Annotated in this window: 11 protein-coding genes and 2 pseudogenes; 11 read left to right on the forward strand and 2 right to left on the reverse strand. The window is 33.0% G+C overall.

Annotation, left to right across the window (positions count from 1 at the left end):
- Positions 1-89: 89 nt before the first annotated feature.
- Positions 90-386 (reverse strand): metallophosphoesterase, encoded by a 297-nt coding sequence (locus JOC73_RS10665; protein ID WP_204403007.1) that lies wholly within the window; start codon positions 384-386, stop codon positions 90-92.
- 126 nt (positions 387-512) lie between these two features.
- Between JOC73_RS10665 and JOC73_RS10670 the strand changes: the two genes are divergently transcribed.
- The 3 genes from JOC73_RS10670 (at position 513) to JOC73_RS10680 (ending at position 3,688) form a co-directional block, all read left to right on the forward strand.
- The gene (locus JOC73_RS10670) at positions 513-1,520 is read left to right on the forward strand and encodes a hypothetical protein (RefSeq protein WP_204403009.1); all 1,008 of its coding nucleotides are present in this window, start codon (positions 513-515) and stop codon (positions 1,518-1,520) included.
- 62 nt (positions 1,521-1,582) lie between these two features.
- Positions 1,583-2,617, forward strand: coding sequence for a hypothetical protein (locus JOC73_RS10675; protein WP_204403011.1), 1,035 nt, complete (start codon positions 1,583-1,585; stop codon positions 2,615-2,617).
- An 87-nt stretch (positions 2,618-2,704) separates the two neighbouring features.
- Positions 2,705-3,688, forward strand: a complete 984-nt coding sequence (locus tag JOC73_RS10680) for a gamma-glutamylcyclotransferase family protein (protein ID WP_204403013.1) — start codon at positions 2,705-2,707, stop codon at positions 3,686-3,688.
- 459 nt (positions 3,689-4,147) lie between these two features.
- Here the strand turns inward: JOC73_RS10680 and JOC73_RS10685 are convergent.
- Positions 4,148-5,451, reverse strand: a pseudogene (locus tag JOC73_RS10685) (IS110 family RNA-guided transposase).
- Between the two features lie 349 nt (positions 5,452-5,800).
- Here JOC73_RS10685 and JOC73_RS10690 point away from each other — a divergent pair.
- From JOC73_RS10690 to JOC73_RS10730, 8 genes and pseudogenes are all read left to right on the forward strand, one after another.
- Positions 5,801-6,781 carry a 5-methylcytosine-specific restriction endonuclease subunit McrB gene (locus JOC73_RS10690; protein ID WP_204403015.1) on the forward strand — a complete coding sequence of 327 codons (981 nt, stop codon included), beginning with the start codon at positions 5,801-5,803 and terminating at the stop codon, positions 6,779-6,781.
- 3 nt (positions 6,782-6,784) lie between these two features.
- A complete protein-coding gene (locus tag JOC73_RS10695) occupies positions 6,785-7,159 on the forward strand; it encodes an AAA family ATPase (protein WP_204403018.1) in 375 nt (124 codons plus the stop codon).
- Positions 7,156-7,491 (forward strand): hypothetical protein, encoded by a 336-nt coding sequence (locus JOC73_RS10700; RefSeq protein ID WP_204403020.1) that lies wholly within the window; start codon positions 7,156-7,158, stop codon positions 7,489-7,491. The genes JOC73_RS10695 and JOC73_RS10700 overlap by 4 nt, the downstream gene beginning before the upstream one ends.
- Before the next feature lie 49 nt (positions 7,492-7,540).
- A complete protein-coding gene (locus tag JOC73_RS10705; RefSeq protein ID WP_204403022.1) occupies positions 7,541-7,951 on the forward strand; it encodes a hypothetical protein in 411 nt (136 codons plus the stop codon).
- The gene (locus tag JOC73_RS15525) at positions 7,930-8,139 is read left to right on the forward strand and encodes a hypothetical protein (protein WP_408626929.1); all 210 of its coding nucleotides are present in this window, start codon (positions 7,930-7,932) and stop codon (positions 8,137-8,139) included. The genes JOC73_RS10705 and JOC73_RS15525 overlap by 22 nt, the downstream gene beginning before the upstream one ends.
- Positions 8,042-8,749, forward strand: a pseudogene (locus JOC73_RS15150) (LlaJI family restriction endonuclease). The gene JOC73_RS15525 and the pseudogene JOC73_RS15150 overlap by 98 nt, the downstream one beginning before the upstream one ends.
- Before the next feature lie 102 nt (positions 8,750-8,851).
- Positions 8,852-10,021 (forward strand): DNA (cytosine-5-)-methyltransferase, encoded by a 1,170-nt coding sequence (gene dcm / locus JOC73_RS10725; protein ID WP_243427943.1) that lies wholly within the window; start codon positions 8,852-8,854, stop codon positions 10,019-10,021.
- Between the two features lie 417 nt (positions 10,022-10,438).
- Complete coding sequence (locus tag JOC73_RS10730; protein ID WP_204403026.1) at positions 10,439-12,985, forward strand: DrmE family protein; 2,547 nt, start codon at positions 10,439-10,441, stop codon at positions 12,983-12,985.
- Positions 12,986-13,002 lie beyond the last annotated feature (17 nt).

A 13,002-nucleotide genomic window follows, 5' to 3' on the forward strand; every position in this document is an offset into this window, starting at 1 on the left:
TATTTTAGTAAGTTAAAACATTAAGGCGGTGAAACTGGAAAAATCTCAGGAAAATTATTTGCCAAAATTTCGCCAAAAACACTTGCCAGTTACATAAAACTTTTAACTGTTTCATCATAACCATTAAAATAACGATTAGACCCACTTTGGATAGCATCAATAGCCATTTGTTCGTGATTTCCTCTCAGTAGAATAATATGATCTTTACCATACTTTTTCTGTAAGCTGATCAAAAGTTGAATTACATCCCAACTATTAGGTCCCCTATCAATGAAATCCCCTAGAAATATGATCTGATCATAATTAAAATCTGCTTTAATCCTATTGAGTAACTCTACTAGCTGAATATAACACCCATGGATATCTGCTACTACAAATTTTCTCATTTCATCGCTCCTTTCTTTGTTATCTTAATTATAGTTTAGATAAAGGTTTTACTCGATGAAGCTGGGCTTCATAATTAATTGCATTTGATGTAAACGAATATTACAATAGAGAAAAGGAGGGGGAGTATGAAGGGAACATTAGCTTGGGAAATTAGAAAATTATATGAAAATAGCAGAAAAAATGGTGGCGTCAAAAAAGAAGATTATGAAAATCTAGTGTCATTTTTCGAAAATTACTATGGGGGAAAAACTAGAGATAGAGAAACTCTAGAAGTGTTAGATATCAGTATGATGGATCTTTTAAGGGATGAAAGCGAATTTATGTTTAATGTTCTTCAGGGGGTTAAATCATACCCAAATGACAAGTGTAAGTTATCAAAACGGTTAGAGGTGTTCTTAGCTCATCTTAAGATAAAGTATGGATTCAATTATAGCGACAATATCTTTGAAAACTTTAAGGTAAATGATAAAAATCAAAGAATATTGTTAATGCTAAAATACCTTCACTCTGGGGAAAAGAGTAGAAGTGATATAGCAGAGGACTTTGGAATCAGTGAAAGAACTGTAGCAGAGGATTTATCCATACTTCAGAATGGATTTACTTTTCTAGGGACTGAGATGAATATTCGAGGGTTAGAGAGAGGTACGAATAAATATAAGTCTATTATTCATCCTATATTTCTAGCAGCAAATTCAGCAGAGATCTATGCACTAACAGTAGGTTTGAAGCTACTTAGTAAGGGCACTGTATTTGAAGAATCCTTAGGAAGAATATCGAATGTAATATATGAACAATTATCTGAAAACTCGAAGAGAATGATTGATCAACATGAGGATGAGATTGTGACCTTTGATAATGGAAGTTTAAAATTCATAGATTCAAGTCGTTTAGTTCAAATGATAGAAACTCCTTTTGCATATTTCTTGAAGGATCCAGTGGAATGTATAATCACCTATAGAGAAGAAGGAAGACAGGTGAAGTATATTGGGACTTTAAAACTAGCAAGAGCATCTAAAGGAAACATATATAATAAAGTTATACTTGAAAATAATGAAGAGACCATTATCCTTGATATGGAAAATATTTTGAGTATTCGTAGAGTTGACGAAGATATATATTTTGAAGATAGGTAGAAAGGTAGTACTAAAAACTTTAGTCTTTATGTTATTAATTAACTCAATAAAGGAGGGTCTTAATGCCATCTATTATAAGTATGCTTGAGGGTTTTATAAATAGCAATTATAAATATGGATGTAAAAAAAGTAGAAAGCTGATTCTAGGTAATGAAGCATATTCTCTATGTGTTCAAGAGGAAATCCTAGATATTCTAGAAAAGAATGTAATTAAAACTACAGATAAAACAATGTTAAGTCAACAAATAGCAGAGGCAATAGAAGGTTCTTTTGGGAAGATATCTGGTTTTAAAGATAAAGCTTTTGCTAAAGAACTTTATATGGATCTAGTAGAATATCTAAATGAAAAATATAAATTTAGAATTAATATTGACTCTATAGTAGAAAACATAATAGGAACTCCGGAAGAAAGATGTCTATATTTACTCAGAGAAACAGAGAGAACTAATTTCTATGGAAAGAAGATGGGCTTAACTGAGATAGCCGCTAAGCTAGGATGTAGCCGACGTGTTCTAGAAAAAGATGTTCAAAGAATCACGGAACAAGGATTTAACTTATTAGGTCTCAATATTAAATTAGTAGATGAGAGAAATAGTGTTCTAAGTATGGAATCAACCCCTCATCCTATAATATTGATGCAGAATATTTCGCAAATAATGGTTATGCTTGAAGGATTACGGGCAATGGAGAACACTAAAGCATATAACAACTATGCTCGTTCAACAGCAATAAATATATGGAATCAATTAACTGAATATGCTCAAAACAAAGTACTAGATGCGATAGAAGTATTAAATAAGGAATCGGATGCTATCATCGAATGGTACTTAAATTTACGAGATGAAAGTTTAGCCCATAAACACTTTATTACTGAGATAAAAAACAGTGAAGGAAATATTAGTAGTCAGTTAATGTATCTTGCTAAAAACCAGAAACCCTTTAATATTACATACAAAGATAAAGACGGCCTAGTACAGACAAGAAATGATTGTTGGGTGATATTTTTTAATCCCTCAAGTGACATATTACGAGTTAAAACTCCCTATTCAGAAGTAGAACTCGAGGAAGATCAAATTATTGAGTTAGATGTCCTGTAGTGCGAATTTTTTGTTCGCACCAAGATTCTAATAAAGTGTTATTATAAGCTTAACAATGAGAGAAAAAAGAATATGGGAGGAATGAATATGATAACACAATTTAGAAGATTTAATGAGGAAAATATAGGGAGAGAACTGGATGATTTTGTAGAGGACCTTAGGGGTGCATTGGATGAACTAGTTGATATAGATACAGTGCAAAATGAAGCTAGACAACTAATGGAGTCATTAATTAAAGAACAAGACGAGGATGGGTTTTGGGGAATAATACCTAGTCCCCGTGTAGATGGTGACATTAGAGTAGCCTATTGGTACGAAACTACCTATATCGCCTCTGCTCTTATGATGAAATATTGGATAAACGCCTTAGCTGAAGCTGAGATAATAGAAGGTTTTGAAAAAGCACTTACGAAGGGACTTAAAGCTTCAACAGGTAGAGGATTTTCTGGTCATGGATTTGATGATATAAGAGGTAGACTCTCAGCAGTGAAGATATTTAAGAAGGGAAAAGTGGCTGATTTTCTAGATCAATTTCCTAACCTTTGTCCAGTTTTTACAGAGGTCTTTAGTGGAGTTCTTGAAGGTCTAAAACATGCATTAGAAAATAATCACACTCAAGGGGCATGGGGAGAGGATTATAAACAGGAAATGGAGAAAGCATTACATGGATTTCCATTAGGAGACGGTTTTTTAGTATTTGTATATGGGACATTGATGAAGGGTAACAGTAACCATAAGAGATTCTTGTCTAATGCCAAATGTCTAGGCACAGGTGTAGTAGTAGGATATACCTTATATGATTTAGGGAGTTATCCAGGGGTTAAGCATAGTAAAGAAGGGGTGGTAAAAGGGGAAGTTTATAAGATTAATACTGACATGCTGAGGGACCTTGATTTATTGGAAGGAGAAGGCAGCTTATATCTTCGTGAAAAAACTAAAGTTATATGTGAAAACCAACAGTTTAATGACGTTTATATTTATATATATAACAATAGTGTTTCTAAGAATAAATGTATCCCTTTTAAGAAACAGCCATGGCGATATAATGATAATTATAGTGGGCAAGAATAAAAAAACTTATTTTATATAATAAGTAGATAAGTATTAATGAAGAAAGATAATTTTCCGAGGATTCATATTGAAAAAAGGTACTAGAACTTTGGGATAGAAGAAAGATAACATATCAAAACATGAGAAAACCTTCTAAAGACATAAAGACGTTTGGTTTAATAAAACTTAATGTCTTTATTAATATGGTGTAAATTAATGAGATTTTATGCTGTTGCAATAAATAAAGTTAATACTGGATTGTATGAAAAAAGTGGTATATTTAGCTATAGTTCCGGCACAAAGGTTTATTGGAAGTGTTCAAAAGATCATTTCTAGATTACTATAAGACCAGCTAAAAAAAGTCAATAGTTAGTTTCAAGTTTTTTAAAAAAGCTCATTTTAGAAAAAAAGTGCAGCAAAGCTAGCCATATGCAAAATACGAACAATGGCAAAATATGAATATTTTCATTGTAATAAGGCTTAAACAGCTTTTGAATTTACTAAGTTTTTACTTTGTCTCCAGTTTTGATGTTCTTCAGGGCTCCTAAGCATGAATGGCTTTTCGTCACGGAGAACCGCAAAGATATAATGGAGAAGCTTGTGCATAACAGCTACTAGAGCTACTTTTTTCTTCTTGTTTTCACATTTTTTATGATAGTAGTCCCTTAGTACAGGGTTGATTGCATCTCCCTTTCGGGTTGTCCTAATGGATGCTAGAGCCGCTGTAAAGAGTACCCTACGTCCAAATCGTGTACCACGCTTTGAGATTTTGTTTCTATCGCCATTGAATTTGCCTGATTGGTTTACACTTGGATCAATCCCAAAGAATGCGGTAAATGCTTTAGGAGAATGTAATTTAGAGAAATCTCCAATCTCAGCTATGAGTGTTACAGCGGTTAAGAAACCAATGCCGGGCATATCTTCAAGGAGATTAATATATCCTCTGACTTTAGTTGGAAAGTCCTCAGCGTCAATCATGGAGTGAGGTTGTTTCATAAGCCCATCAAGGCTGCTTTGAAGACTTCTGATGCCATCAAGATGAAACTTGATTTTCATACTGAGGATACCAAAATCCATGGGCATGGATAGAGCCATTTTAGATATTTCTAACAGGGTATGTACTTTTTTCTGAGCCCACAGGATGTTTTTGCGGCTTGTCTTTGAAATTATTTGAGCCAATTCAAGTGGGTCTGCATCCAGCACATGCCTAGGGGAAGGATATGACTGTAACAACTCTAAAGAGGCTTTTCCGAAAGGATTTGAAAAGACATCTAGGTATCTTGGAAAGAGTAAGTAAAGGTCTGTACAGAGCCTGTTTTTCATCTCAGTGAGCATATCTGATAGGGCATAATACTCACGGGTCATCATGCGAAGCGCAAGAACCTGAGGCTCTGGCACAAGGGAATACTTTACTTCTTGGAATTTAGCAAGCCTTGCAATGGATTCTGCATCTTTTGCATCATTTTTCACTTTTCTTAAGTCAAAATTTTGATAGAATGGACACACAAAGGGTTTAGGACAAAACCTTTGAGGTCATTCGATCTCAAAAAGAAGAAGAGTGGTAAATGAAAGATACCCGTAGATTCTACGAAGTAGATGGGCTTTTGTTTTAACCGCTCTTCTTCTTTTTTGAGAATCTGTAAGAGTTTATTGAATCCGGCAGGATTATGATCAATCCGAAAAGGCTTACGAATAAGTGAACCGCTAGGTTCAAGCATTGCAACCACAGAAAATTCTGAGGAAACATCAATACCGACAACAAAAGCATTAATGAATTTAGACATAAAAAACACAACCTTTCTGTTCAAAATGAATCAGAGCATCCACTAAATGAAGAACGTCAAACAACCTTGCATTTGAAACGGGTAACACCAAATAGTGGCCCAACCAGCTAAACATCGAATCGTCCTTGTGGAGTGACACGCTTTTTTACGGATAAGTCTTCTAGTAAGAAGGATCCAGGAGGAACGCACATCTATCTCTCTGACAAAGAGATTATAGCACGATATTTACAAATTTTAAATGTTAGGTGTCACTGATTCATCTAAACAATAGATTTGAAATTGTCAAAGAACATTCGGGTAGGTTTTTGAACCTTAACCCTATATTTATCTTACAAGGAGGGAGTTATTAATGCTGAATGATTTACATGAGATTGCCCTTTCAGTGCAGAAAAAATATAAAGAAGAGTTTAAGGTAAATGAAATTATATTATCAGATACGTTAAAAGAAGCCTATGGTACATATTTAAGAGAAAACTCTCAGAATGTTAGTTTTTCGCTATATACTGCAACTGTAACTACTTCTCTTAATAAGAAAATGTATATTCCTAATCAGTGGTTTTTGGCAGCTTCGTTCATGGTGCCTTATGTAGTCGAGATTGTTAGGTACAAGAATGAGACTGAGAAAGTTCTAGCTAACATGTTTAATAGTAGCAAGGACAAAAAAGAATATATAGTCAAAATGAAAAATATTGAGGATATGACTAAAATTAGCATATTAAAAGAGAAGATTAAAAGTTATTTTATACAAGTGGGTTCGGATACGGTAGAAGACGATACGAATTATCTTACCAAGTTCATAACTGATTACGAATGGTGGTTTGGTAGCAAGACTATAGACAGAGGAGATTACTATGTATCTCCAGTTTTGTTTTTGCTTGGGGTTGTAAATGTGTCACAGGGTTACATTGCTGATATAGCTTATATTCTTTCCACTGAACCATCGCTTACTGCGGTATGGAATAAAATGATTGAACCAGAAGATATTATCAAACATGATATAACTACTACCATTCCCGTGGATTTGAAAATAAAAAGAAAGACGGGCGGTATAAATGAGATAGTTTACGGTGCACCAGGCACTGGGAAGAGTAGATATTTGGAAGATAGGTATGGCAAAGCACCATTAACAAGAAGAGTGGTTTTTCATTCAGAGTATTCCTATTTTGATTTCATTGGTGTTTACAAGCCTGTTCCAGTATATAAGGAGACGGATAAAGTATTTAAGACCATAGATGGACAACTTATGGATAAAGGCGAACCTTATATCGACTACAAATTTGTTCCTAGACCATTTATCAAAGTGCTTGTAGAAGCTTGGTTGGATCCATAGAACATGCATACATTACTGATAGAGGAGATCAACCGTGCTGATGCAGCATCAGTTTTTGGAGTGGTATTTCAGCTTCTTGACAGAGATGCAGAGGGATATAGCGAATATACATTTGAACCATCTGAGGATTTGTATGCGTATTTGTTTTCAATTGAAGGAATTAAGAACTATATTAAAAATGGCATAAAGCTACCTTCAAATTTGAATATTGTAGCAACAATGAATAGTGCTGACCAAGGAGTTAGACCAATGGATTCAGCTTTCAAAAGAAGATGGAATTTCAAGTACGTTAGAATTGATATAAAAGGAACTGTCTGCGAAAAAGCTAAACTGACTTATGGGGGAAGAACCGTATACTGGGCAGGTTTGTTGAATTGATCAACAGGAAATTAAGTGGTGGGGTTTTAAAAGTTGACGAAGATAAACTGGTAGGGCCATTTTTTATTAAGCCAGAAAAAATTGGAAAAAAACGCTCCATTGATAAATTACTCTTATATTTGTGGGATGATGTATTGAGGCATTCTAGAGATTCTTTCTTTAATAGTGATATTAATAACTTCGCTGATTTATCTGAGAAGTTTGAAGTCGAAGATGTTTTGGATTTAATTCAGCGTAATGAAGATATCAACTATATGACTGTTGACAACATGGCTGAATTGAATGAAATAACAGAGGAATTAGAAGGAGAGTATACTGAAAGCGAGGAGTGAGAACATGGATATAAAACCAATTTGAATCAATGACTCCACGTTCTACAGCATGAAGGTTTATCCAAGGATTGCAGATTATCTCAGAGGACTTCCTGATATTTGCACCGTACATGATGATATGTTTCAATTTAAATTTACTGGCATGGTCATCTTAAATGATGTACCTGTATTAGTATTACCTAAAAATTATGCAATACCAGAAAATATTGATGAAAAGTATAAGCATGCAGGGGTGTTTGAAAAAGTACTTATGAGATATAGGAATGAACCATACCATGAACAAGAAGAAAATAAACTATTATATGGAATGGGGAGTGATAATGCACGGATAGCTGTAGCATTTCAAATTATTGAAGATTATTTGGCATATGGAATACTTGAAGGGAAAAAATCCTGTTCACTGAATCACCAAAAGGTAGAACAGATTGGAATAAGACAATTAATAATACTACCCCTGTAGTAAATCATGGACAGGTAATTTATACCTATCCAATAACCAGATTTAAAAAAACAGATGATATTAATTTGATACATAAAGTCCATTTTTTTTGTGGTAAAAGAATGTTTGAAAATGTGGGGATGGCTTTATGGAGTAGACTCAGAAACAATCCCTCAAGAATATCAGCTGCTGCCATGCTCCAAGGATAAGGCGATAATTGCCCTCTATCAAGAATTGAAAGAAACCTATATTCAAAGAGAAATAACGGTAATTAAAAATCTAATAAGTTACTTGTCTGCTGAATCAGGTAAAACTAGCGAAATGAATTAGGAAATACTAGGAACACAATACTTTAGCTATGTTTGGGAAGCAATATGCGGTTATTTGTTTAGAAATAAGTATGCAACTACTAGGGATATTGTTCCACAACCAGAATGGGAAGGAATTGAGGGGAAGATTAGTCAAAGACCGGATATACTTACAGTTGATGGACCAATATTATATGTTTTGGATGCAAAGTATTACAATTATAATGTTGGTCTTCTAGGATGGCATGATGTTATTAAACAACTGTTTTATAGGCATACAATAATCGAGAACCTAAAAGGGAAAAAGGGTGCGAGGTTATTGCCAAACGTTAAGACAGTAAAAAATGCTTTCTTGCTGCCCGGTAATGAAACTGATAAATTAAAGTATATTGGCCGTGTCTTTGTGCGTGACATAGAAAATCTTGGTGAAGTAAAGGTACTTGCAATTAATCAGTGGGACGCCATGCGAACCTATGCGTTTAGAAATGATGACAGTATAGGGATGACTTGATAAAAAAATTGGCAGCCGAATGTTAAGGGATATAATCTTTACACGAATGAAAATTTGTGATAAAATGAGGACATAACGACCTGATAATGTGGAGGATAAATCATGGGAAATGGAGAAATCATAAAGGAAAAAAGAATAAAGCTAGGGCTTACCCAGAAGGACTTTGCAGATGCACTCGGTATGGGAAGAAATGGAGAAAGGACATTGAGACGTTGGGAAAATAACGAATTTTCTCCTTCAAACATAGAAATGCAATATATTACGCAGTTTGGGATTAATGCACCATATGCAAACATGGTAGGTAATTATAATTTTCGATTCATTGACTTATTTGCCGGAATTGGTGGCATAAGAATACCATTTCAAGAACTTGGTGGAAAATGTGTCCTTACATCTGAATGGGATAAATTCTCCCAAAAGACATATAGAGTGAATTTTGGCGAAGAGCCAAGCGGAGATATATCAAAAATTGAAGCAAAAAATATCCCCGATTTTGATGTGCTTTTAGCTGGATTTCCATGCCAACCATTCTCACAAGCAGGATTAAAGAAAGGTTTTGTAGATACCCGTGGAACCTTGTTCTTTGATATTGAAAGAATTTTAGGCGAAAAGAGACCAAAGACATTTCTACTTGAAAATGTAAAGCAGCTTAAGGGACATGACAAGGGACGTACATTAACTGTAATTCTAAATCGTCTTCACGAACTAGATTATCATGTAAGTACTCGAGTTTTAAGAGCTGCCGATTTTGGAGTTCCACAAAATAGGGAACGTATTTATATTGTAGGTTTCGATGCACGAAGATACAGCCTTAATAGTGAATACGAATTTCCTTACCCAGAGCCAACCCTTGAAGAGACCAGAGTTGGTGATATACTTCAAGAGAATGTAGACGAAAAATATACCATCAGCAATGCATTGTGGGAAGGACATATAAGACGAAAAAACAAACATAGGAAAAAAGGAAATGGGTTCGGATATTCTCTGTTTGATGGGAACTCTCTATATACTAATACTATAAGTGCTAGATATTATAAGGATGGAAGTGAAATCCTTATAGACCAAGGAGCGGGCAAAAATCCTAGGAAATTAACACCTAGGGAATGTGCACGACTTCAAGGTTTCCCAGAAGAGTTTATAATACCCGTATCAGATACACAGGCTTATAAACAATTTGGGAATTCTGTAGCAGTACCTGTAGTACGTGCTGTGGCAAGGAAAATGATAGATGAAATGGAAAGAATGGACGCTGCAGCTAGGCTAGACAGTTAGTGGCAGTGAGCGAGCTATAGCTATCTAGACGTGTCTAATAAGTATTGAAGATAAAAGAATAAATTATTATATCAAATACATAATCATACTAATATTAGATAGCTTATTTAAAAACAGAGTTAGGGGCAACCTAGCTCTTTTTTTCGATTAAAACAACAAACTTATTTTTGGGACTCTACTGAGTAAAGTACTGTAGTAATGAGTAACAGAGAATTTAATTGGAGTATATGCATATAAATATAAATACTGAATATATAATTAATGCCATCCGCTGTTAATGACCTCGAATATATCCCCAATATATCAAAAATAAAAATACATTAATTCATATTTATGGAAGGTAAATACCCATTAAAAGTAGAAATATAAATATTAATTATGTATAGTAGCATTCATTATTGAAAGTAGGTGACAGATATGTTTAGTGAATTTTCAGAAATTTTCAATAAAATAAGGTTCAGTTATGACGGTTTAGACTATCCGCTAAATCAAACAGAAAAATTGATCATACAAGACTTAATTATTAGAAACATTGAAACACATGCAGAAGATAAGAACCAAATTGTACTATATCCTACAGCATTACCCCTAATTTTATTCGTTATATCAGTATTGCCTTTGTTTTTATTAAAAAGAGATATGGACACTAATACTTTTGATATTAACAAAGCTCTAAAAATTAATGATAAAATTAAATACAATGGTTGCTTAGGGGAGTATTCTGGAATATATGAATTTAAATTTAATGGGACTAAAGAGAAAAAGATTAAAATAAGATTTAAAGATATTGATATATCCATTTCTCTTAGAGATGCATGGAAGATAAATAAATATGATGGTGATGCAAAAGAGATAAATAATTATAAACCTAAACCAAGCAAGCAAAAAAGAACTAAAAAATTTTTATCAGAATTATTTGATATAGATCAAAATGAAATACCTATTATTTACCAATCAGATATACTCGTTGTTATGAACAAAAGAGATGTTATAGAAATATATACAAAATTAACTATTAATAATATGCCTCTTAATACTATTTTTCCTGCAGCATATTTCTCATCATTTGACAACTTCGAACGAATTGGTTGTGATGATCTACAAAGGGAGCCACGAGTGTTGTTCTGTTCTAACCTTAATGTAGCTGAAGAAATTATAAATATGAGAAACTCTGTAAAAGCATTATTGATACATGGACTAAATAAAACTGCTGGAAATATATCTTCGTTAGATAATATCATGAGTAATAAAAGTATTGGTAGTATCGCAATAATTGAAGACCTTCATAAATATAATATAGAGAACATTACAAATCTAGTTAATTTAAACTTTAAGTTACAGACTTATAGTGTCGATTTATTGAGAAATATAGATGAATCTATTGTTACAGGAAAAATTAATAATACTATTAATTATTTTGCTAGAAGTAAAGAGTCGATTCGCATATTTGCTCAATCTCAACAACATAAGATTAATATTATAGATGAATCAGCAGAATTAATTAAAAGTATTTATCAGTTGTTAAATAGAGTAAAGAAGAACAATAGTAAAAATGTACATCAGGAAAAATATATTATCAAGGTATATCGGCTTTTAATGCAAATGAGACTTTTACCAGTAACTCTTAGTTATTTAAGCGAAAATGATTTTCCAAATGAATTTAATGGAGCCATCAAATATTTACAAGAGTTGAGAATTTTCATGTATAGTTTTGTAGATAGTGATATTTTTGAGACAACAGGTGAAATAATTAATTTGTTAGAAAAGGTGCAAGATATGTATTTTCAATATCACCCTAAAGAATCGGTGGTATTAAATAAGTATAGAGAATTTAAAAATAACGATGTTATAGTGTGCAGTAATAAAACACATCAATTAATACTAAAACATAAATTAAAAGGAGTATATCCGTATGGTATGGCTAAAGTACTAACCTTAAACGAGTTACTAAAATCAGATAAATTATATGATAAAGTTATTTTTACTGGGTTGTATGGTGAAAAATTAGAAAGAGCATTCTTAAAACCAGGGATTAGAGAATATAGGACTATATGCTATGAAGAGGAAGCTAAATTTTTAGATTACTTTATTAAAAAAAGATCAGATTTTTTTGTAAAACAATCAGAGATGATAGGAATTGTAGACGAAGTAGCTGCTGTTAGAGATAATGATATAGAATTTGAAGATTCAATCTACACTTATAGAACTGACGATATTATTAATGCCATTAAAGATTTTGCTATAACTGAAAACAGCTATAATAATGAAAACAAAATATATGAGGCATTCCCTGTAGAACTTGAAGATGATTATATTGCATTTTTAACAGACGGTTTTAGGTGCAGGATATTTGATTATAACAAAAAAACTATTAAAAAGAAAAAGGTTAAAGATCTTGAAATAGGTGACGAAATTATATTTTCAAAAGATTCTAAAGAAGATATTTTTGAAAAAGTAATTGACACATTAAAGGAAGCATCACAAGATATAAAAGAAAAATCAGAACTGGTAAAAGTCTGGAGACAAGCTTTAATCAGGTATTCTAATGAAAACAATTTATCTCTTGAAGAACTACATAGAAAATTGATGGAGACAGGTTGTACCAGAGGATTTGAGACTGTTAAGTGGTGGATGAACTCTAATGACTGTATCTGTCCTGACGACCAAGTACTATACAATATACTGGAATTAACTAATGACCAAGACCTCAAAGAAAATATATTGGATGTAATTAGATCAGGTAAATTAATTAGAGCATTACATGTTAAAATTGGAAAAATATTAGCTTCTAGAATAGCACACTCATTGACCGCCGAGGAAATTAACGAGGATCCTCTATTCGATCAAATTCAGGAAGATTTATCTAAACATGCTCATGCAGTTATTGTAAAGAAGATACATTTACATAGTGTAAGTATTCCCGCCAGTCAGGTCAATCGATTAATTGACCGTGAAAATTACTAGATGAGGTGATACTAATT

The organism is Alkaliphilus hydrothermalis (genome assembly GCF_016908555.1).
Lineage (GTDB): Bacteria > Bacillota > Clostridia > Peptostreptococcales > Natronincolaceae > Alkaliphilus > Alkaliphilus hydrothermalis.

Excerpts from the sequence above, each read along its gene's own strand:
- JOC73_RS10665 (WP_204403007.1), bottom strand. The coding sequence starts at position 386 with ATGAGAAAATTTGTAGTAGCAGATATCCATGGGTGTTATATTCAGCTA.
- JOC73_RS10670 (WP_204403009.1), top strand. The coding sequence starts at position 513 with ATGAAGGGAACATTAGCTTGGGAAATTAGAAAATTATATGAAAATAGC.
- JOC73_RS10675 (WP_204403011.1), top strand. The coding sequence starts at position 1,583 with ATGCCATCTATTATAAGTATGCTTGAGGGTTTTATAAATAGCAATTAT.
- JOC73_RS10680 (WP_204403013.1), top strand. The coding sequence starts at position 2,705 with ATGATAACACAATTTAGAAGATTTAATGAGGAAAATATAGGGAGAGAA.
- JOC73_RS10690 (WP_204403015.1), top strand. The coding sequence starts at position 5,801 with ATGCTGAATGATTTACATGAGATTGCCCTTTCAGTGCAGAAAAAATAT.
- JOC73_RS10695 (WP_204403018.1), top strand. The coding sequence starts at position 6,785 with ATGCATACATTACTGATAGAGGAGATCAACCGTGCTGATGCAGCATCA.
- JOC73_RS10705 (WP_204403022.1), top strand. The coding sequence starts at position 7,541 with ATGAAGGTTTATCCAAGGATTGCAGATTATCTCAGAGGACTTCCTGAT.
- dcm (WP_243427943.1), top strand. The coding sequence starts at position 8,852 with ATGGGAAATGGAGAAATCATAAAGGAAAAAAGAATAAAGCTAGGGCTT.
- JOC73_RS10730 (WP_204403026.1), top strand. The coding sequence starts at position 10,439 with ATGTTTAGTGAATTTTCAGAAATTTTCAATAAAATAAGGTTCAGTTAT.